The sequence below is a fragment of the Micromonospora arborensis genome (genome assembly GCF_003205615.1).
Lineage (GTDB): Bacteria > Actinomycetota > Actinomycetes > Mycobacteriales > Micromonosporaceae > Micromonospora > Micromonospora arborensis.
This window is the reverse complement of sequence record NZ_PYBV01000022.1, coordinates 1-19,933: the sequence shown is the minus strand read 5'-3', so window position 1 is coordinate 19,933 and position 19,933 is coordinate 1. Positions and strand designations below refer to the sequence as shown.

22 protein-coding genes are annotated in these 19,933 nt (G+C 72.6%); 14 read left to right on the top strand and 8 right to left on the bottom strand.

Translation table 11 applies throughout. The features are described from left to right. The first annotated feature begins 147 nt into the window (after positions 1–147). From C7C45_RS18515 to C7C45_RS18505, 3 genes are all read left to right on the top strand, one after another. Complete coding sequence (locus tag C7C45_RS18515) at positions 148–576, top strand: SRPBCC family protein (protein ID WP_341866498.1); 429 nt, start codon at positions 148–150, stop codon at positions 574–576. Then, positions 573–1,574 carry an SDR family oxidoreductase gene (locus C7C45_RS18510; protein WP_110564933.1) on the top strand — a complete coding sequence of 334 codons (1,002 nt, stop codon included), beginning with the start codon at positions 573–575 and terminating at the stop codon, positions 1,572–1,574. The genes C7C45_RS18515 and C7C45_RS18510 overlap by 4 nt, the downstream gene beginning before the upstream one ends. A 205-nt stretch (positions 1,575–1,779) precedes the next feature. Next, positions 1,780–2,547 carry a polyprenol monophosphomannose synthase gene (locus C7C45_RS18505; protein WP_110564932.1) on the top strand — a complete coding sequence of 256 codons (768 nt, stop codon included), beginning with the start codon at positions 1,780–1,782 and terminating at the stop codon, positions 2,545–2,547. 173 nt (positions 2,548–2,720) lie between these two features. Here C7C45_RS18505 and C7C45_RS18500 read toward each other — a convergent pair whose 3' ends face one another. Then, entirely contained in the window at positions 2,721–4,328 is a 1,608-nt protein-coding gene (locus C7C45_RS18500) for a phytoene desaturase family protein (protein ID WP_110564931.1), read from the bottom strand. Between the two features lie 72 nt (positions 4,329–4,400). Here C7C45_RS18500 and C7C45_RS18495 point away from each other — a divergent pair, with 72 nt between their 5' ends. Continuing rightward, positions 4,401–5,834, top strand: a complete 1,434-nt coding sequence (locus tag C7C45_RS18495; RefSeq protein ID WP_110564930.1) for an aldehyde dehydrogenase family protein — start codon at positions 4,401–4,403, stop codon at positions 5,832–5,834. 69 nt (positions 5,835–5,903) lie between these two features. Here C7C45_RS18495 and C7C45_RS18490 read toward each other — a convergent pair whose 3' ends face one another. After that, positions 5,904–6,305 carry a ChaB family protein gene (locus C7C45_RS18490; RefSeq protein ID WP_110564929.1) on the bottom strand — a complete coding sequence of 134 codons (402 nt, stop codon included), beginning with the start codon at positions 6,303–6,305 and terminating at the stop codon, positions 5,904–5,906. A 177-nt stretch (positions 6,306–6,482) separates the two neighbouring features. Between C7C45_RS18490 and C7C45_RS18485 the strand changes: the two genes are divergently transcribed. The 4 genes from C7C45_RS18485 to C7C45_RS18470 all read left to right on the top strand — a co-directional run bounded on the left by C7C45_RS18485 (position 6,483) and on the right by C7C45_RS18470 (position 8,855). After that, complete coding sequence (locus tag C7C45_RS18485) at positions 6,483–7,469, top strand: YihY/virulence factor BrkB family protein (protein WP_110564928.1); 987 nt, start codon at positions 6,483–6,485, stop codon at positions 7,467–7,469. A 100-nt stretch (positions 7,470–7,569) separates the two neighbouring features. Continuing rightward, positions 7,570–7,986 (top strand): DUF2795 domain-containing protein, encoded by a 417-nt coding sequence (locus tag C7C45_RS18480; protein WP_110564927.1) that lies wholly within the window; start codon positions 7,570–7,572, stop codon positions 7,984–7,986. 51 nt (positions 7,987–8,037) lie between these two features. After that, complete coding sequence (locus C7C45_RS18475) at positions 8,038–8,499, top strand: SRPBCC family protein (RefSeq protein WP_110564926.1); 462 nt, start codon at positions 8,038–8,040, stop codon at positions 8,497–8,499. A 113-nt stretch (positions 8,500–8,612) separates the two neighbouring features. Next, complete coding sequence (locus C7C45_RS18470) at positions 8,613–8,855, top strand: hypothetical protein (RefSeq protein WP_110564925.1); 243 nt, start codon at positions 8,613–8,615, stop codon at positions 8,853–8,855. Here the strand turns inward: C7C45_RS18470 and C7C45_RS18465 are convergent. After that, a complete protein-coding gene (locus C7C45_RS18465) occupies positions 8,813–10,123 on the bottom strand; it encodes an MFS transporter (RefSeq protein WP_110564924.1) in 1,311 nt (436 codons plus the stop codon). The two genes, C7C45_RS18470 and C7C45_RS18465, sit on opposite strands and share 43 nt — an antisense overlap. A 160-nt stretch (positions 10,124–10,283) precedes the next feature. Between C7C45_RS18465 and C7C45_RS18460 the strand changes: the two genes are divergently transcribed. Next, positions 10,284–10,493, top strand: a complete 210-nt coding sequence (locus tag C7C45_RS18460) for a hypothetical protein (RefSeq protein WP_110564923.1) — start codon at positions 10,284–10,286, stop codon at positions 10,491–10,493. On the opposite strand, the gene C7C45_RS18455 is transcribed toward C7C45_RS18460, so the two are convergent. Beyond that, positions 10,490–10,939: a hypothetical protein gene (locus tag C7C45_RS18455; RefSeq protein ID WP_110564922.1), complete on the bottom strand. Its 450-nt coding sequence runs from the start codon at positions 10,937–10,939 to the stop codon at positions 10,490–10,492. The two genes, C7C45_RS18460 and C7C45_RS18455, sit on opposite strands and share 4 nt — an antisense overlap. A 164-nt stretch (positions 10,940–11,103) precedes the next feature. Here C7C45_RS18455 and C7C45_RS18450 point away from each other — a divergent pair, with 164 nt between their 5' ends. Then, complete coding sequence (locus tag C7C45_RS18450; RefSeq protein WP_110564921.1) at positions 11,104–11,457, top strand: DUF6401 family natural product biosynthesis protein; 354 nt, start codon at positions 11,104–11,106, stop codon at positions 11,455–11,457. Between the two features lie 67 nt (positions 11,458–11,524). Here C7C45_RS18450 and C7C45_RS18445 read toward each other — a convergent pair whose 3' ends face one another. Then, the gene (locus tag C7C45_RS18445) at positions 11,525–12,334 is read right to left on the bottom strand and encodes a mechanosensitive ion channel family protein (RefSeq protein ID WP_110564920.1); all 810 of its coding nucleotides are present in this window, start codon (positions 12,332–12,334) and stop codon (positions 11,525–11,527) included. Positions 12,335–12,532: 198 nt separating this feature from the next. Here C7C45_RS18445 and C7C45_RS18440 point away from each other — a divergent pair, with 198 nt between their 5' ends. The 3 genes from C7C45_RS18440 (at position 12,533) to C7C45_RS18430 (ending at position 16,778) form a co-directional block, all read left to right on the top strand. Further along, positions 12,533–14,671: an ATP-binding SpoIIE family protein phosphatase gene (locus tag C7C45_RS18440; RefSeq protein WP_110564919.1), complete on the top strand. Its 2,139-nt coding sequence runs from the start codon at positions 12,533–12,535 to the stop codon at positions 14,669–14,671. Positions 14,672–14,697: 26 nt separating this feature from the next. Continuing rightward, entirely contained in the window at positions 14,698–15,375 is a 678-nt protein-coding gene (locus tag C7C45_RS18435; protein WP_110564918.1) for an HAD family hydrolase, read from the top strand. A 107-nt stretch (positions 15,376–15,482) separates the two neighbouring features. Further along, positions 15,483–16,778 (top strand): cation:proton antiporter domain-containing protein, encoded by a 1,296-nt coding sequence (locus C7C45_RS18430; RefSeq protein WP_110565011.1) that lies wholly within the window; start codon positions 15,483–15,485, stop codon positions 16,776–16,778. A 94-nt stretch (positions 16,779–16,872) separates the two neighbouring features. On the opposite strand, the gene C7C45_RS18425 is transcribed toward C7C45_RS18430, so the two are convergent. The 3 genes from C7C45_RS18425 to C7C45_RS18415 form a co-directional block, all read right to left on the bottom strand. After that, positions 16,873–17,730, bottom strand: a complete 858-nt coding sequence (locus C7C45_RS18425; RefSeq protein ID WP_110564917.1) for a sigma-70 family RNA polymerase sigma factor — start codon at positions 17,728–17,730, stop codon at positions 16,873–16,875. A gap of 4 nt (positions 17,731–17,734) precedes the next feature. Further along, the gene (locus C7C45_RS18420; protein ID WP_110564916.1) at positions 17,735–18,415 is read right to left on the bottom strand and encodes an NAD(P)-dependent oxidoreductase; all 681 of its coding nucleotides are present in this window, start codon (positions 18,413–18,415) and stop codon (positions 17,735–17,737) included. A gap of 121 nt (positions 18,416–18,536) precedes the next feature. Continuing rightward, a complete protein-coding gene (locus C7C45_RS18415) occupies positions 18,537–19,475 on the bottom strand; it encodes an NAD(P)/FAD-dependent oxidoreductase (RefSeq protein ID WP_208641218.1) in 939 nt (312 codons plus the stop codon). A 110-nt stretch (positions 19,476–19,585) separates the two neighbouring features. Here C7C45_RS18415 and C7C45_RS18410 point away from each other — a divergent pair, with 110 nt between their 5' ends. Next, on the top strand, positions 19,586–19,801 hold the full coding sequence (locus C7C45_RS18410) for a DUF3072 domain-containing protein (protein ID WP_208641212.1): 216 nt from the start codon (positions 19,586–19,588) through the stop codon (positions 19,799–19,801). Positions 19,802–19,933: the final 132 nt, after the last annotated feature.

The following is a 19,933-nucleotide window of genomic DNA, read 5'->3' as shown; positions in this document are numbered from 1 at the left end:
AGGAGTAAACGTCGTCACCGAGGCGGTGGGCGGCGCGCGCCGGCGGTGCCCGTGTCGGCCTTACCCGCCGCGCGGGAGAAGCTAACCAGCCAACCGTTATCCGTGCCGTCGTACGGGTATGGGAGCCCAGTGGCGATTGTGGAGAAAGTGATCGACGCTCCCCCGCAGCAGGTGTTCGACGTGCTCGCGGACGGGTGGACGTACAGCGACTGGGTGGTGGGTACGGCACACGTGCGTGACGTGGACGACGCCTGGCCCCGAGTGGGCAGCCAACTGCACCACAAGGCCGGGCCGTGGCCGTTCTCCTTGCAGGACGCCTCGACGGTGCTGGTGTCCGAGCCGCCGCATCGGCTCGTACTGAAGGCTGGTCTCTGGCCGGCCGGCGAGGCGATCGTGGCGTTCACGCTGCAACCGGTCGACGGGGGCGCCACCCGGGTCCGCCTCGGGGAGGATTTCGCGTCCGGCCCGCTGCGCTGGGTCCGCAACAAGGCCAACGATCTGGTGCTGCACCTGCGTAACCGGGAGACGCTGGACCGGCTCGCCGACATCGCCACCCGGCAGAAGGGGTCGCCGTGACGCAGACCGTGGTGGTGACGGGCGCGAGCGCCGGCGTTGGCCGCGCGGTCGCGCACGCGTACGCGGCGCGGGGCGCCCGGCTGGCGCTGCTGGCCCGGGGAGACGCCGGCCTGGCCGCCGCCGAGCGGGAGTGCCGGCTACGCGGCGCCGCCGACGTGCGCGTGTACCGGGTCGACGTGGCCGACGCGGGTGCCGTGCAGCAGGCCGCCGACGACGCGGTGCACCGGTGGGGCCGCATCGACGTGTGGGTCAACAACGCCATGGTGTCGGTGCTCGCGCCGGCGTGGGAAATCCCGGCGCGCGAGTTCCGGCGGGTCACCGAGGTGACCTACCTGGGCACCGTGCATGGCACCCTGGCGGCGCTGCGGCACATGCGGGCGCACGGGCGGGGCACGATCGTGCAGGTGGGCTCCGCGTTGGCCTACCGGGGTATTCCGCTGCAGTCGGCGTACTGCGCGAGCAAGCACGCCGTGCAGGGCTTCAACGACTCGCTCCGCGCCGAGCTGCTGCACGACTGCCCGGGAGTGAAGCTGTCGATGGTGCAGTTGCCGGCGGTGAACACGCCACAGTTCTCCTGGGTGCGTACCCGACTGCCCCGGCATCCGCAGCCGGTCCCGCCGATCTTCACGCCGGAGCTGGCCGCCCGGGCGATCGTGTGGGCCGCCGACCGCGGCACCCGGGAGTTGAACGTGGGCGGCCCGACGTGGGAGACCCGACTGGCCGACGTCCTGTTCCCCCGCCTGCTCGAGCGGAAGCTGGCCCGCGACGGGTACGAGAGCCAGCAGACCGGGGATGAGATCGATCCGAGTACCTGGCGGGACAATCTCCACCATCCCGCCGATGAGGACACGGACCGGGGCACGGCAGGCGTCTTCCATGGGCGGGCGCGTAACCGGTCAGCGGCGCTCTGGGTCGGCACCCACAAGCCGGCGTTGTCCGGTGTCGCGCTCGCCGCCGTGGCGCTCGCCCTCACCGCCGTGGCCAGTCGCCGACGTTGAACGCCTGCCCCGGGGCGCTGGCACGCACGTCATCGCGGTGCGGCGGACGGGTCCGATCGCCAATGCGCCCGACCAGCGCATCGATGCCTGGACGACTACGAAGCGCGGCCATCCCGCAACGCCTGGACGGGGTGCCTCTTCAACCCGGGGATGGCTACTGGATACCCTTTCTGGGAGCCCCCTTCCGCAAACCGAGGATATCCGCATGATCGAGCCTGTGCAGCTGCCGTCGCCGTGGCGGGACGCACGCCTGACCGTTGTCGTGCCCACCTACAACGAGGCAGGCAACCTACCCACGCTGGTGGAGCGGTTGCTGGCCCTGCCGCTGCCCGGCCTGCGCATCCTCGTCGCCGACGACAACTCCCCCGACGGCACCGGCGATGTGGCCGACAAGCTGGCCATCGAGCATCCGGACCGGATCGAGGTCGTGCACCGTGCCGGCAAGGAGGGCCTCGGCCGGGCGTACGTCGACGGGATGACTCGGGCGATCGAGGGCGGCGCCGAGTACGTGGCGCAGATGGACGCCGACCTGTCGCACCCGCCGGAGGCGCTGCCGGGGATGCTGGGGGCGCTGGTCTCCACGCAGGCCAGCGTGGTGATCGGTTCCCGCTACGTGCCCGGTGGAGAGCTCGACGAGAACTGGCCGCTGTACCGTCGGGCCCTCAGTGGCTGGGCGAACCTCTACGTGCACACCCTGCTGCGGGTGCGCATCCGGGACCTGACCGCCGGCTTCAAGATCTGGCAGGCCGACGCGCTGCGCGACATCGGCCTGGACCGGGTGCAGTCCAACGGCTACAGCTTCCAGGTGGAGATGCACTACCTCGCCACCAAGCTGGGGCACACCATCCTGGAGGTGCCGATCCGCTTCGAGGAGCGGCGCGACGGCGTCTCGAAGATGACCACCGCGACCAAGGTGGAGAGCGCCCTCATGCCGTTCCGCCTCCGCAGCAAACACCGCAACATCACCCGCTAAAACCCCACCCCCCGCCCCCACTCCCGCCCGACCCGGCCCACCCTCTCCGGTTGATCATGAGGTTATTGCCACTCGCGTCGGCGTGTCGTCGCAATAACCTCATGATCAACGGGCGGGGCGGGGCGGAGCGGGGGCGGCCGGGCCGGTGGGGGTGGGGTGGGGTGGGGGGGTGGTTAGGTGGGGTAGATGGTGCGGTGGGCTGTTGCTATGGCTGCGGCGTAGGCGCGGCCGGTCAGTGCGCGGTCGCGGGCCAGCGCCGCGCGGGCGGCGTTCGCGCCGGGTGCGCCGTGCACCCCACCGCCGGGGTGCGCCGAGGCGCTGGCCAGGAAGAGGCGGTCCACCGGGGTGTCCGCCCGGCCCAGGCCAGGGATCGGGCGCAGGAAGAGCTGCTGGTACGCGGCGGCGGTTCCGCCGCCGAGAGCCCCACCGACCAGGCTCGGGTTGCCCTTCTCCAGGTCGGCCGGCCCGGCCACGTGTCGGCCGACGATCAGTTGCCGGAAACCCGGTGCCGCCGCCTCCAGCACGTCCTCCATCCGCTGCAGGTGCGCGGCGACGTCCTCGGCCCGCCAGGTGCGGCGAAACGGCAGGTGGGTGTACGACCAGAGCGACTCGGTGCCCGGCGGGGAGTGGCTCGGATCGGCCACGGTCATCTGCCCGACCAGCAGGAACGGGTTGCGGGGCAGCTCGCCCCGGGCCAGTTCGCCCGCGTAGTGGGTCAGTCCGTTCAGGTCCGCGCCGAGGTGCACGGTGCCCGCGCCGGCGAGCTCCCGGTTCGTCCACGGCACCGGCGCGGAGAGCGCCCAGTCGACCTTCAGCGTCGAGCCGTCCCAGCGGAAGTGCGCCAGGTCCTCAACGAGCCGCGACGGGAGCGCCGCCGCGCCGACCAGGTCGAGGTAGAGCGCGGGCGCCGGCACGTCGGCGAGCACGGCCCGACGGGCCCGCCACAGTGCGCCGCCCTCGGTGCGTACCCCCATCGCCCGGCCCCGGGCGGTGAGCACCCGGTCGACGCGGGCGCCGTAGAGGATCGTCCCCCCGCGCCCCTGCAGCCTGGCCACCAGCGCGTTGGTGATCTGCTGGGCGCCGCCGACGGGCACCGGCCAGCCGATCTGCTGGCCGAGCATGGCCAGCAGCCAGCCGTACACGCCGGAGCCGGCCTCCTCGGGGGACAGGTCGGTGTGCAGGGCGCAGCCGGCCAGCAGAGCCGGCCCGCCGGCGCCGTCGAAGAGTTCGTCGCCGAGTTTGCGGACCGGCACCACAAGGCGCCGGGCCAGGCGCAGCGCGCCGGCCACGCGGAGCCGACGCAGCAGACCCAGCCCGCCGCGTACCGGTGGGAACGGCGAGGTGATGGCCTCCAGCATCGGCTCGGCCACCTCGAGCCAGTCGGTGTACGCGTTGAGCCAACGTTTGCCGTCACCGGGGGCGAACTGCTCCAGCGAGGCGGCCGTGACGTCCGGATCCCGGTTGATCACCGCGGACCGGCCGTCGGGCAGCAGGTGCGCCAGCACGTCCGGCGCATGTCGCCAGGACAACCCGTGCCGCCCCAGGTCGAGGCCGCCCAGCACCGGTGAGGCGTACCCGAGGGGGTAGAACGAGCTGTAGAGGTCGCTCAGGTAGCCGGGCGCGGTCACCTCGGCGGAGCGGACCGCGCCGCCGGGCACCGCGGTCGCCTCCAGCACCACCACCTCCCAGCCGGCGTCCGCCAGCAGGTTGGCCGCCACCAGGCCGTTGTGACCGGCCCCGACGATGACGGCGTCCACGCTCTGCGCGGAGGTGGTTGTCATCGGATCCGCCTACCCGGCGCGCAACCGGGCGAAACGCGTTTGCCTCGCCGGGGCCGGGGCATCCAGCGCCGCATGTACACGGTTGCGCAGTTGGTGGGTGGGGTGTGGGGCGCGGGCGGCGACGGCGGCGAACTGGTCGTGCATGATCCGGCGGACGGCTCGCCGGTCAGCACGGTGCCGGTGGCCACGGCCGACGAGGTCGGCAAGGCGACCCAGGCGGCACGCAATGCGGCGGCCCAGTGGGCGGCGACCGCGCCCGCCGAGCGGGCCGCAGCGCTGCACCGGGCCGCGGACGCGGTGGAGGCGGTCGTCGAGGAGCTGTCGGCGGCGGTCACCGCGGAGATGGGCAAGCCCATGGCGGACGCCCGCGGCGGCGTCGAGGCGGGCATCGGCACCCTGCGACAGTACGCGGAGCTGGCCCCGCTTCGCGGCGGGCGGACGCTGAACGGCGAAGCGGACGCACTGGACTTCATGACCCCGCAGCCGCGCGGTGTGGTGGCCGCGATCACGCCGTGGAACGACCCGGTGGCGGTCTCCTGCGGGCTGCTCGGGGCTGCCCTGGTCACCGGCAACGTGGTGCTCTACAAGCCGAGTGAACGGACGCCGGCGACGGGCTGGCTGCTGGCGCGGGCGCTGGATCAGGCGTTGCCGGCCGGCGTGTTGTCGCTGCTCACCGGCGGTCCGGAGGTCGGTGCGGCGGTGGCGGCCCAGGAGGTCGACGTCGTGGCGCACGTCGGGTCCACCGCGACCGGGCGGGCGATTGCCGCCGCCGCGGCCCGCACCGGCGCGAAGGTGCTCCTGGAGAACGGTGGCAGCGACCCGTTGATCGTCGACGCGGGCGTCGACGCGGAGTGGGCGGCTGGTCAGGCCGCGCTCGGCGCGTTCGCCAACGCGGGGCAGATCTGCGTGGCGGTGGAGCGGATCTACGTGCACCGGGAGGTGGCCGAGGACTTCGTCGCCGCACTGGTGCGGTGCGCCGAGGCGCTGCGGGTCGGGCCGGGCCGGGACCCCGGCACCGAGCTGGGCCCGCTTGTCGACCGGCGGCACCGGGACCACGTGCACGGTCAGGTGGCGGCGGCGGTGGCGGCCGGTGCCCAGGTCCGACTCGGCGGTGCGGTCCCGGACGGCCCGGGAGCGTTCTACCCGGCCACCGTGGTCACCGACTGCCGGCACGACATGCCGCTGGTGCGGGAGGAGACGTTCGGGCCGGTCGCCCCGGTGGTGGTGGTCGACTCGTTCGACGAGGCCCTGCGCTGCGCCGCGGACTCCCCGTACGGGCTGGCCGCCACCGTGTTGACCGCGTCGATGAGTCACGCCCAGCGGGCCTGGCGGGAGCTGCCGGTCGGCACCGTCAAGGTCAACGCGGTGTTCGGGGGTGCGCCGGGCGGTGCCGCGCACCCGCGCGGGGCCAGTGGGCAGGGCTTCGGGTACGGCCCGGAACTGCTGGACGAGTTCACGGCCACGAAGGCGGTGCACATCAAGGCGCCGGGCGGCGGGCACTGGTGAACGGCACGGGCGGACGCAGGGGTGGCGCGTCCGCCCGTACCGCGTCGGTGTGCTTTGGTGCGGTGGTGGTCAGTCCCCGCGAGCCTTGCGGGTGGCCCGGTCGTTGGCCTTCTCGATCGCCTTGACCAGGTCCGGCTTGGTCATGCTGGACCGGCCGGGTACGTCGAGTTTGCGGGCCACCGACATGAGGTGGTCCTTTGTGGCGTTGGCGTCCACTCCACCGGCGGTGGGGGCACGCCGTTCCGGCCCGCCACCGGCGGCCTGCTGGTCGCTGGGGCCCTTGTGGCCCTTCGGCTCCCAGTGGTCGCCCACCTTCTCGAACTGGTGCTTCACCGCGGCGAAGGCGGTGCGGTGGGACCGCTCCCCCTCACCGTAGGTCTCGACCGCCGAGTCGTGCGTCTTCTCCCAGGTGCGCTGCGCCTTCTCCGGGGAGCGTCGCAGCGTGCTGGGCAGGTCCTCGCGCCCGGGCATCTCGTCCTCCTCCGTGTCGACGGGGTCACCCTGACCGTTCCCCGGTGACCGGGCGGCAAACCATACGCGGCACCGGCGCGGCGCCGGGCGGGTTTGTCGATTTCGTGATCCGGGTACCGGCGGGCCAGGCCCGACCGGACGCCCGGTCATCCGGTGGCCGGGGCGCAGGGAGCGGGCATGACGACCACGGAGCCCGGTACGACGCGCGAGGGCGCACCCGACACGCGTGTTCCCCGACGGATGCGGCAGCTGAGCTGGCGGACCTGGCGCGGGGTGCTGGTCCGCAGCGTGCGGGACTTCGTCAACGACAACTGCTCCGACTGGGCCGCCGCGCTGACCTACTACGGGGTCCTGGCGCTCTTTCCGTCCGCCATCGTGGTGGTCGCCCTGGTCGGTCTGGTCTCCGACGGCGAGCGGACCCTGGACACGGTGGTCGACCTGGCCAACCAGGTGGGTGCCGGGTCGGTGGTGACCGGCGACGACGGCGGCGTGGTCGGCGTGCTCCGGTCCGTGGTGGTCCAGGAGCACAACGCCAAGGTGCTGTTGAGCTTCGGTCTGCTCGGCGCGCTGTGGTCCGCGTCGGGTTTCATCGGCGCGTTCACCCGGGCCTCGAACGCCGTCTACGGGGTGACCGAGGGCCGGCCGGTCTGGAAGCTTCGGCCGTTGCAGATCGGCCTGGCGGCGGTCACGTTGGTGCTGCTCGCGGTGGTCGCCCTCGGTCTGATCGTCAGTGGCCCGGTCACCGACGCGGTCGGCGATCTGATCAACGCGGGGGGCCTGGCCCGCACGGTGTGGAGCGTGGCGAAGTGGCCGGTGCTCGCCCTGGTCATGATGGTGTTGCTGTCCCTGTTGTTCTGGATCGCCCCGAACGTGCGCCAGCCCCGTTTCCGCTGGCTCACCCCCGGCGGCGCGGTGGCCCTGCTCTCCTGGGCGGCGGTCTCCTTCGCCTTCGGCTTCTACGTGGCCACCTTCGCCTCGTACCGAACGACGTACGGCAGCCTCGGTGCCGCCATCGCGTTCCTCGTCTGGCTCTACCTGTCCAACTCGGCGCTGATGCTGGGGGTGCAGATCAACGCCCAGGTGCAGCGTGGGCGGCAGTTGCAGGCCGGTGACCCCGACCCGGAGGAGCCGGTGCTGCCGCCACGCAAGCCCGCCGACGACTGACCCCGGTTCGGGGTCGGATGTCCGGTCCGGGGCCGGGTTGAGGGCCGGTTCGTGGCCCGGTGCCGGTTTACCGGGCAGCGGGCCGGGTAGCGCAGAAGGCATGGAGCGTGGCAACAGCAAGCACGGACCGAGGATCGACGAACAGATGAGTCAGGAGGTCAGCGGCCTCGTGCAGGGGCCGGGGACCGGCGGCTCTCGGGTCGACGAGTCGCGGGTGCCGGAACCGGCTGGCGAGGACCAGCCGGAGACGACCACCGCCCCGGCCGGCGACCTGCGCACCGGCACCCCACAGGGGATGAGTTCCACGGACGTCGAGCAGCGCAGCCGGCTCGGCCGGTTCATCTCGATGAGCGCGCTGCCGGGCGACCGCCTGGTGCTCATCGCCAGCGCCCGCGAGAACGAGGCGCCGGACGACATCGTGGCGGCCCTGGAACGACTGCCCGAGGGCACCCTCTACCAGACGGTTTCCGAGGTGTGGGCCGCGCTCGGCAACAAGAACGAGACGACTCGCTGGTGAGAGGAATCGCCCCCGATTCGACGACCATCAGCGGCTGAAGGAGGTTCTCCCATGAGTGGCGTTACCGAACATGTGGAAGTTTCCGTGCCCGTCCGCACCGCGTACGACCAGTGGACGCAGTTCGAGCAGTTCCCCGAGTTCATGGAGGGCGTGCAGGAGGTCCGGCAGCTCTCCGACACGATGACCCACTGGACGGTGGACATCGCCGGGGTGAAGCGGGAGTTCGACGCCGAGATCACCGAGCAGCTTCCCGACGAGCGGGTCGCCTGGCGCTCGACCGACGGCACCCAGCAGGCCGGTGTGGTGACGTTCCACCGGCTCGACGCGGACAAGACCCGGGTCACCCTGCAGCTCGAGTTCGAGCCGCACGGGGTCGTCGAGCAGGCCGGCGACAAGCTCGGCATCGTCGACCGGCGGGCCAAGGGCGACCTGGAGCGGTTCAAGACCTACATCGAGCGGCGCGGTCACGAGACCGGCGCCTGGCGCGGATCGGTGGACCGTCCGCAACCGTGATCCCGTGCACGAACAGCGCTTGATGGCCGCCGGAGTTCCGGCGGCCATCGCCGTGGCTGAGCCTGGTCGCGCGGCACCGTTTGCGATCATCACGCCCGGGTACGGCTGATGGTATGACCGACGACAGGGTGTGGCGGGACGAGGAACGGCTTCCGTTGGAAGAGCTGGAGCGCGCCGTGTCGGGCTCCAGCCTCGACGGGGAGGCCGACGACGTGACGGGCAACGACGCCGGCGAGGAGGCCGCGTTCGGGCACGGGCCGGCAGCGGCGGGCACCGGGGCGAACGGCCGGGAGGCCACCGACCCGGAGCGGGCCTACCGCCCGTCCACCACCGGCCGGACCGGGCCGGACGTCTGATCCTCCCCGCCGGGCTGAGCCGGCACCGGTGGCGCGACCGGCTCCGCGGCGGGCCGGCCGGTCGATCGGCGCGCACCCCACTCGTACAGCGCGATCAACGCCAGCGCGAGCACCACCAGGGCCGAGCCCAGCACCTCCACCGAGGTGTGGCCGATCAGCACGCCGAGCCCGCCGGGGACGAGCGCCGCGCCGACGCCGGCGGCGCCGATCTGCAACCCGATGGCCCGGTCCGCGTGCGCCGCGCCGACTCGTTCGGCGGTGGTGAGGGTGAGCAGCGGGAACACCGGCGCGGCGGCGAAGCCCACCACGACCAGGCCGAGCACCGCCAGGGCGGCCGGCCCGGGCACGGCGATCAGCGCCGCACCGACGGCCATTCCGGCCAGGCTGACGCGCAGCACTGTCGCGGCCCCCAGACGCTCCGCCACCACACCCTGCACCACCCGGCCGACGAAGAGGCTGGCCCAGTACGCGGAGACGCAGCCGCCGGCAACCGTCGCGCTCAGGTCACGCCCCTCGGTCAGCAGCAGGAACGCCCACAGGCCGGCGGACACCTCGATGGCGACGTACAGCACGAAGGCGAGCGTCCCCGACCAGACCGCGGCCAGCCGCAGTGTCGCCCGGATCGGAACCCGGACGGCCGGTGACGTCTCGGCGCCCGCGTCGGCGGGTGCCGTCTCGGTCTGGCCCGGCTCGGTGGTGGCGCCGCGGTGCCAGGCGCGCACGGTGAGCGCGAACGCGATGGCCAGGACGAGTTGCGCGGCGGCCACGATGCCGTAGCCCCAGCGCCAGGCCAGCCCGGCGCTCAGCACCCCGGTCATGATCAGTGGCCCGATCGCCACGCCCAGGCCGAAGAAGGCGTGCAACCAGTTCATGTGGCGCGCCCCGAACGCCCCGGCGGCGTACGCGTTGAGCCCGGAGTCGACCGCGCCGGAGCCGAGCCCGAGCAGCAACGCGCAACCGACCAGCACGGCCAGCACCGGGCTCAGGGAGTAGCCGGTCAGCGCCAGGCTCGCCAGCAGGGTGCTGCCGGCGAGCAACGCGCCGACGCCGACCCGGGCCAGCGTGAACCCGGCCAGCACACTGGAGGTGAGGTAGCCGACGGTGGCCGCGGTGAGCACCCAGCCGACCGCCTCCGTCGGTACGCCGAAGTCGCCCCGGATCGAGGGCCAGGCGACGCCGAGCAGGCCGTCGGGCAGGCCGAGGCTCACGAAGGCGAGGTAGGCCAGCAGGAGCAGCGAGGCGCGGGGGCGCGGGGGCGCGGTGGACACGAGACATCATCCTGCCGCAGGCGCGCACTCTAGCGCCGGAGCAGTCCGATCGCGCGCGGCGGAAAGAAATCGTGTCCGGACGGTCGAGAAAGCGGACAGCTCATCCAGAATCGGCCGATCGGAGGACGGCAAACCGGCTGATTCGCGTAAGAATTTCGGGATGTCTCATGGCTCCGGAATCCTCTCGACGCGTCAGCGCCGGCTCGCCTGGCTCGGCTTCCTGCTCGCCGCACTGCAGGCGCCCGTGTCCGCCAAGCTCGTCGCCGACGAGTCGTGGCTGTTCAGCCTCTGCGTCGCGCTGATGGTGGCCACCGTGATCATCGCTGACGACGCGGCACGGCGCCGCCCGGCCGACGCGACGAGCGACTAACCCCCGCTGGCCGGCCGGGCTTCGTGACCCGGTCGGCCCCGACTGCGGCGGCGTTCCTTCATCTCCGCCTCGTAGAGGTGGCGTCGCCCGCCCACCAACTCGTCGCGGGCCTGCTGGTCCACCTTCCGGAACAGCGCGTGGTAGCCGTCGTCGAAGTCCTCGACGATCTGGAACGTCCACCGGCCGGCGATGACGTTACGGCCCAGCAGCTCCGTGTCGATCCGGTCGGCGAGTTGCGGATGCCCGGCGGCGCGGAACTGCTCCACCGCGTCGTCGAGCATGAGGTCGGCGTGGCCGATCAACTGGTGCAGCGAGTACAGATGCCCCCGGGCCCGCTCCACGCACTCCAGCGCCTCGCTGAGCTTGCCGAGCGCGGCGACCGTCGCGTCGCTCACCCCGGGCGGTCGCCGGTGCTGCTCGTCCGGTCCGTCCGGCTGTTGTCCCATCGCGTGCCTCCGTGCCGTGTGCCGCCCTGTGCGCGTGGTTCTCCTGGTGCCCCGTCTGTGCCGGATCAACCCCCGCGGCCAGCACTTGTCGTCCAGGTGGCGCAGGCGACACCCGCCGGGCGGCCGAGGTCGACCCGGTGACCCGTCGGTTAACCTCGGTCACCATGCGTGTGCCGTTCAACCGGGTCGCCTCCCGTACCGCCGTCGACTCGGCGCGGTCCACCCTGGCCGCCCTCACCGTCTCCGTGGGCACCGTCGGGCTCGCCGCCGCCGCCGCGCGACCGGGGCTGTTGGCCCTCGTCGACCAGCACGCGGCCGCAGTACGGGACAGCCTCGACGGTGACCGCCAGCCGTTGACCGCCGCCGCCCTCGCCGGCTACGCCGAGGGGGTTCGCGCAGCAGCCCTGGAGCACGGGTGGGCGCCGCCGGACGGGTCGGTGGACTGGAGCCAACCGGAGTGGCTGCTCACCCGACTGCTCGCGGTCTGCGCGCTGGCCCGCTCGATCGACCTGGCCTGACGGGACGGGGAGGGCACCCCGCGTCGTCCGCGGAACACCCTCCCCACCATCCGTGCCTTTTGCCGCCCTACGCGCGGTACTGCGGGGCTTCGTCCACCTGAGGCATGACCTGGGTACGATCGCCCCCGCGGTCGGCCATCTGCCGCTCCACGTCGCTCCGCCCGGCCACATTGGCCTGACGCTGTTGCTGCACCGCCCGGGCTTCCCGGGCCGCCCGCTCCAACCAGCCGTCCCAGCGGTTCTGCATCGGCTTCACGAGACCGCCACCGACACCGACGACCAGGATTCCGCCCACCGTGGCGAGCACCGCGATCAGCACCGGGGTCGTCACCGTGGTGGCGATACCCACCTGGTTCAGCGCGGCGATCACGCCGAGCGCGATGATGAAGATCGCCGTCAGGTCGGCCAGGACCTTGCCGTACGAGAGCCCGCCCAGCGCCCCGGTGACCAGATCCCGGACGGCGTTGGCGATCGCGGCTGCCACCACCACGATGACGATCGCGACGAACGCACGCGGCAGCCAGGACACCACGCCGCTGATCAGGTCACTGATCGCGTTGGGCCCCCAGACTCCGAACGCGAACTGCAGCGTGAACAGCAGTACCGCGTAGTACGCCAGTCTGGCCAGAATGTCGGAGGCGTCGTACTTCGTTCTCTCCAGGGCCCGTTTGATGCCGCCGCGTTCGACGGCCTGGTCGAAGTGCACCCGTTCGAGCACCGTATCCACGATCTTGAGGACGGCTCTGGCGATGAGCCAGCCGACCACGAGGATGACGATGAAGGCCACTGCCTTCGGGATGAAGAGCAGCACCGACCTCCAGGTGTCGGCGATGGCATCGCCGATGTCGGCCTGCCGGACCGCGAGGGTTTTCAGCATGATGTCCCTCCTGTCGCATGGACTGCGCCGGGCGCATACCCGGCTACCGGTCTGGCAGTCCGCGCAACGCGCCGAGTTTTTTCCGGCTGGCCGCCGGACCGGGGCCCTGAACTGCCCGAACGGCCACCACGACAGGGAGAGCGACGGCCCGCCGACATGATCGGATGCCTTTTCCGGTCAGCCGACTAGGCTGCGAACATGCCAGGAACGGTCGGGCGAGTCCCCACGCCAGCAACTCCGGCCCCGGGCGCATCCACCGGGCCCGGGGCTGCCGCTGACGTGCTCGCCCACGACTGGGCCGGCACCCCGCTGGGGCCACCCGAGGGCTGGGACGTGGCGGTCCGGGCCGTGGTCGACCTGATCCTCGCCTCACCGATGCCCATGGCCCTGGCGTACGGCGACGACCTCGTCCTGCTCTACAACGCCGGCTACGCCGAGTTGCTGGGCACCAAACACCCGGGCGCCCTCGGCCGCCCGGCCGCCGAGGTGTTCGCCGAGATCTGGGCGCTGCCCGGCGTCGGCCAGGTGTTCGAGCGCACCTACCGGCAGGGCGTGCCGTTCCTGGAGAAGGAATCCACCCTGCCGCTGGTCCGTGGGCATTCCGCGACCGTGGAGCAGGCGGTCTTCACCCGGGGCTACTCGCCGGTACGCGACAGCGCCGGGCGGATCGTCGGCACGTTGACGGTCGCGGCCGAGACCACCCACGTCACCGAGCAGTTGCAGAGCCTCAGCGAGGTGGCCGCGGCGCTGGCCGGCACGCTCACCCTCGACGACGTGGCCCGGGTGGCACTGCGGTACGCGATCACCACCTTCGACCCCGACCAGGTCTCGTTCGCGGTCGACGAGGGCGGCGGCGGCTGGCGCATGGTGCGCCGGGTCCGGGGCGAGTTGCTGGACGAGGCCGACGAGCGACTTCCCCCGCTCTGGCGACGTGCTCCGGCGGGCTGGACGGCCCCGGTGGTGCAGGCGGCACACTCCGGCGGCCCGTCCTTCGTCCGCGACGGGCAACCGCTGCGGGAGATCGCGGTGGACCGCCACGACCAGAAGATCCGCTCGATGGCGGCCCTGCCCCTGGGCACCTCGGTGGTCCGCGGCGGGCTGGCGGTCGGCTACCAGGTGCCGCACACCTGGTCGCCCGCCGAGCGGGCGCTGCTGGCCGCCTCGGCCGAGTTGATCGGCCAGGCCGCCGAGCGGGCCCGCCGGTTCGAGACCCAGCACGGCACCGCCCAGCTGTTGCAACGCAGCATGTTGCCGGAGCACCTGCCCGACCTGCCCCGGCTGCGGGTCGCTGCCCGCTACGACCCGGGCGTGGACGGCAACGCCGCCGGTGGTGACTTCTACGACGCGTTCCTGCTGCCCGGCGGCGCGCTCGGCGTGGTGCTGGGCGACGTCGCCGGCCACGACGTGCAGGCCGCCGCGCGGATGGGTCAGGTCCGCGCCGCCCTGCGCGCGCTGGCTCTGGCCGACCCGGCGCCGGACGCGGTTTTGACCGGGTTGGACCGGCTGGTGACCAGCCTCGGCGCGGAGGCCGGCACACACGAGCTCTTCGTCACCGTGGTGTTCGGAGTGATCGACGCGGAGCGGCGCGAGCTGACCCTGGCGAGCGCCGGCCACCCCGCGCCGCTGATCCGCCGCAGCGACCCGGAGGGCCGCTCGCACGCCGAGTACGTCGACGTGCCGGCTGGTCCCCCGCTGGGTCTCGGCGGTCGGCCGCGCACCAGCACTGTCGCGTTCCGCCCCGGTGACACGCTCCTGCTGTTCAGCGACGGGGTGGTGGAGCGCCGGCGGCAGAGCCTCAGCGCCGGGCTGGCCACCCTCGGCGACGCCGTCGCCAAGGCCGGCAGCGGCGACCCTCGCGCGCTCTGCGCGGTGGCCACCGCAGCGGTACCGGGCAGCACGGAGGACGACGTGGCCGTGCTGGCGGTGGAGCACGCGCTCAAGCCGAGTCGTTCCGCGAGCATGGAGGTGCCCGCCGAGCCGACCGCGCCCAGCCGGGTTCGGCACTGGATGACCGGCCAGCTCGCCGAGTGGCAGGTGCCGGAGTCGGTGATCGGGGCCGCCGTGCTCTGCACCAGCGAGCTGACCACCAACGCGTTGCTGCACGCCGGCACGGCCGCCCGTGTGGAGATCGACCTCAGCCCCGAGCGGCTGCTGGTCTCGGTCGCCGATTCCGGTACCCGGGGCGCCGTGACCCGGACCCGCACCGACACGTTGAGCAGTCGTGGGCGCGGCCTCGGCCTGATCGAGGAGCTCAGTGACGCCTGGGGCACCGACCCGTCGGTCCGCGGCTCCACGGTCTGGTTCGAGATTCTGACGCCGCCGACCGCGCATCCCTGAGACGCCCGACGGGTAGGAGGACGCCCATGCGTACCGACCAGCCCAACGGAGTTCTCTTCGACGTCGACGGCACCCTGGTCGACACCACCTACCTGCACACCGTGAGTTGGTGGGAGGCGCTGCGGCAGACCGACCAGCCGGTGCCGATGGCGCTGGTGCACCGTTCGATCGGGATGGGTTCGGACAAGCTCCTGGACCATCTGCTCGGCCCTGAGCGGGACCGGGACGCCGACACGAGGCTGCGCGACGCGCACGACACCCTGTACGCCGAGTACTGGGAACGGCTCACGCCGCTGCCCCGGGCGGCGGACCTGCTGCGCGCCTGTGCCGAGCGGGGGCTGCGGGTGGTGCTCGCCACCTCCGCCTCGGAACCCGAGGTCGGCGCGCTGCGTCGGGCGCTGGCCGCCGATGACGTGATCGACACGGTCACCTCCTCGGCGGACGCCCAGCAGAGCAAGCCGGCACCGGACATCCTGGTCGCCGCGCTGGAGCAGTCCGGGTTGGCCGCCGAGCGGGTGGTCTTCGTCGGCGACTCGGTGTGGGATGTCGTCGCGGCCGGCAAGCTGAGCATTCCGTGCGTGGGGTTGACCTGCGGCGGCACCAGCCGCGGCGAGCTCGCGGGCGCCGGCGCGGTGGCGGTGTACGACGACCCGGCCGCACTGCTGGGCGAACTGACCGACTCCCCGCTCACCCAGCCGAGGTGAGCCTCACTCCGGTTCGCCGGCCCGTACGCGCATAGCCGGCGGCCCCCCGGGGCATGGTCTGTCACCACCTGCCCCGCGCCTCGCGGGCGCGGCTGAAGGGTGGTGTCGTGGAGCCGGTAGACGTGGCGTTCGCGCTGGTGGGCCTGGGCGCTCTGCTCGCGGGTGTCCTGCCGCGGGTGCTGGACCAGCGCCCACTGTCCATGCCGATCGCCTTCCTCGCTCTCGGCATGCTGGTCTTCCTGCTGCCGGTCGGGCTACCGACCCCGGACCCGCTGGCCCACCCGGAGCTGACCACCCACCTCACCGAGATCGGGGTGATCGTCGCGCTGATGGGTGCCGGGCTCAAGATCGACCGCCCGTTGAGTTGGCGGCGGTGGTCGTCCACCTGGCGCCTGCTGGTGATCGCGATGCCACTGTGCATCGCGGCGGTGGCGCTGCTCGGGTGGTGGTGGGCGGGGCTGGTGCCGGCCGCCGCACTGTTGCTGGGCGCCGCGCTGGCCCCGACCGATCCGGTGCTCGCCGCCGACGTGCAGGTCGGCGAGCCGACGGACGTGGAAGATTCCGAGGACGAGGTCCGTTTCGCGTTGACCTCCGAAGCTGGCCTCAACGACGGGCTGGCGTTCCCGTTCGTCTACGCCGCCATCGCCATCGCCTCGACCAGCCTCGCCCCGCGCGACTGGTTCGCCGAGTGGTTCACCGTGGACGTGCTCTGGAAGGTGGGCGTCGGGGTCGGGGGCGGCCTGCTCATCGGCTGGCTGCTCGGCAAGTTGTTCTTCCGTGCGCCCAGCGAGCTGCGGCTGGCCCGGCACGCCGAGGGTTTCCTGGCGCTGGCCGCCACGTTCCTGGCGTACGGGCTGGTGGAGGTGCTCGGCGGGTACGGCTTCCTGGCGGTGTTCGTGGCCGCGCGGGCGATCCGGGCCGCCGAGCGGACCCACGAGTTCCATTCGGTGCTGCACGACTTCGCCGAGCAGGTCGAACGGCTACTCACCCTGGTGCTGTTGCTGCTGCTCGGCGGGGCGATCGTGGGTGGCCTGCTGGTACCGCTGACCTGGCCGGCGGCCGCCGTCGGGCTGGCGCTGGTGTTTCTGATCCGGCCGCTGATCGGCTGGTTGTCGCTGCGCGGGGCGCCGGGGCGGTCGGCCGAGCACTGGGTCATCTCGTTGTTCGGCATCCGCGGTGTCGGCTCGTTCTACTACCTCGCGTACGCCACGACGAAGGCCGACTTCCCGCAGGCCGAGCTGCTCTGGGCGACCGTGGGGCTGGTGGTGCTCGTCTCCGTGGTGGTGCACGGCATCACGGCGACTCCGGTCATGCAACTGCTGGACTCCGAGGGCGAGCGGACCTCCGACCCGGCGGAACGTGACACCGACGACCGACCGGTCGCCGCGGCCGGGCACGCCTAGGGTTCTTCAGCTCGCCACCGGGTACGCGCTCGGCCGCGAGCTCACCCGCCGCCCTCCTCGTCCGCGCCGGTGGCCAGGAAGAGTCCCCTCGGCGCTAACCGGGGGGAAGCCTGTCCGGGTCGAGGATCATGTCGATGGCGGCAATGCGATCGTCGTGAACGGTGAAGCCGACGACGGCGACAGGTCTGCCGCTCCGGTCTCGGGCGACGACGCCGGCGACGCCGTTGACCATCGCGGGAGCGCAGAGGCGCGCGAACCGTGGCCCGGCGTCGGCCGCCCGTGCGGCCACGGCGCGGGCGCCGGTGAGCAGGGCGGGTGCGAGCCGAGCACGGCGTCCGTTCTCGGAGCGGAACACGACGTCGGGCGCCAGCAGGGCCAGCAGGGCGTCGAAGTCACCGGCGCGAGCGGCGGCCAGAAACGCGTCGACGACACGTCGCTGGGCGGGCAGGCCGGCGCGGGGCTGCGGGGCATGCTCGCGCAGTCGCCGCCGGGCGCGGCTGGCCAGCTGCCGGGTGGCCGCCGGTGTGCGCCCCACGACGGCGGCCACCTGCTCGAACGGCATACCGAACATGTCGTGCAGCACCACCGCGAGCCGCTCGGCAGGCTCGAGGCTGTCCAGCACCACGAGCAACGCGATGCCGACCGCGTCGGTGTGCAAGCTGGCTTCCTCCGGATCACCGTACTCGCTGACGAGCGGCTCCCACGTCGCGCTCAACTGCTCGCGGCGCGACTGGCGGGCCCGCAGCATGTCGATGCACACCCGGCCGACCAGCGTGGTCAGCCATGCCGCCGGATTGGTGATCAGAGCCGGATCGGCGCGCGTGGTGCGCAGCCACGCCTCCTGCAGCGCGTCATCGACCTCGGTCACCGACCCCAGCAGCCGATAGGCGACGGCCCGCAGGCGCGGGCGGTGCTGCGCCAACTGCTCGGCGAACCACTCCTGGTCGTCCATCTCCCTATTTCCCGAACGCTTCCCGCCGCAGCATCCCCAATAGTGTCGGAGCGCCCTCCCCGGTGGTGACAGCCACGGTCCGGCCGACCCACGCGGTGTCCGTGGCCTGGGCGAGCAGACAGGCCGCCAGGTCCTCGCGGCTGGTGAAGATACCGTCGGCGCAATTCTCGGACAGCCGGTAGCGAGTGACGCTGGCACTGTCGAAGAGCCCCGACGGGCGCACGATCGTCCAGTCGAGGTTGCTGTCCCGCACCAGCCTCTCCATGACGCGCATGTCGTCGTAGGTGGACTTGCCGATCGTGGCGGTGACCAACGGCTGGATGACGCGGTTGAGCAGGAAACCGCCCTCGGCGTGGCGATGCGGCTCGGTGGCGCTGGAACTGACCACGACGAGCCGCCGCACACCCGCGCCGCGCATCGCGGCCAGGATCGTCGCGGTGCTCCGGCTGTAGACCAGCACCGGTTGCCGACTGAACGGCACTCCGAGCGTCGACAGCACCACGTCGGCGCCGTCCACCGGGGCATCCACGGTCACATCGGCGGCCACCACCTCCAAGCCCGGGCCCTTGACCGGGAACGATTCCGGTTGCCGGGTCACCGCCCGTACGTCGTGGCCAGCGTCCAACGCCTGCTGTACCAGGCGACGGCCCGTGCCCCCGTTCGCGCCGAGAACGACGATACGCATCTGGTGTGCTCCCTCCCGAAGTGGCTTTCCGCAGTGACGTCGATCCGCTCCGATCGTTTGTGACAAGGCACAGGTCATCGGCGCGTCAACACCCCGGGGGCCGGATGCCGGGCAGGGGCCCTCAGGCGAGCCGGGCGGCGATAGCACGTCCCAGGTCGCGACCGGAGCGCCAGGCGCTCTGCACCCGGGGCTTGCCGAACGCGTCGCCGGCCAGGCCGATCCCGTCGGCGTCCAGGTGGTGGCTGGCACCGGCGGTGTTGCCGGTCGGCTTCGCGTACGTCCAGCGGTGCACGTGCACGTGCACGGCCTGCTCCGGCAGGCCCAGGAGGTCCCGGACGGCCTGCTCGACCTCCGGGCCGGCCCCCGTGGGCTGGGCGAGGTGCCGGGCGGCGAACTCCGGCACGGTGTGCGCGACCAGCACCGGCGCACCGTCACCACGCCGGTCGCCGTCGTCGCAGACGAGGCTGAGGACCGGATGATCGTTGACGAACGCACCACGGAAGTCCGGCCAGCGCCGGCGCGGGAAGCGCAGCGCCGCGGCCAGTGACGGCGACCAGTGCTGCGCCTGTACGACCCCGGTGGCGTCGGCCAGGGCCGGGTCGAGCAGCAGGGCGGCCTGTGGACCTGGCATGGCCAGGACGACCGCCGCGCACGACTCCCCGTCCACGGCCGGCCCGGGCTCCACGCTGAGCACCAGCCGGTCGACGGTCACCGGCACCGCGCCGGCCAGGTGCTCGACCAGCGAGCGCAGCCCTTTCGGGGCGGCGAAGCGCATCGGCCCGGGCACGTCGTGCTGCCCACTCTGGTCGTACGCCTGGAAGGTGTCGGTCCATTCGCGGACCAGGCCGGCTGCGCGCCACTGCTCGACCACGGCGACGAAGTCCGGGTCGGTGGCGGTGAAGTACGCGGCGCCGATGTCCGCGGGCCGGCCCTCGAAACGCTTGCTGGCCATCCGGCCGCCGCAGACGTGGCCCCGCTCGCGGACCTGAACCGGCACCCCGGCCCGGGTCAGCTCCACCGCGCAGGCCACCCCGGCGATGCCCGCCCCGACCACCACCACATTCGACCGGTCCACGCTCATCCGGCGATCCTAGGTGGCGGCGAGCGGGCAGGCATGAAGGAGCGCAGATCAGGGTACTGGCACACCTGTTCGAAGAAAGGATGACGACGATGACTGACCGAGGCAACGAGCGGGCCGACCAGAGCGCCGCGATCAAGGAACCGGACGAGTGGGTCACCGGTGACGAACCGCCCACCGCGGCACAGGAGTCCTATCTGAGCACCCTGGCCCGGGAAGCCCATGCGGAGCTGCCGCCCGACCTGACCAAGGCCGAGGCCTCCAAGCGCATCGACGAACTCCAGGCAAAAACCGGCCGAGGCCAGTAACCCCGCCCCGCCCCACCCCGCCCCGCCCGGGCCCGCCCGGGCCCGCCCGGGCCCCGCGATCTTGCACTTTCTGTCGCGACATAGAACCCATAAGGGACGAACCGACAACAGCAAGTGCAAGATCGCGGGGCG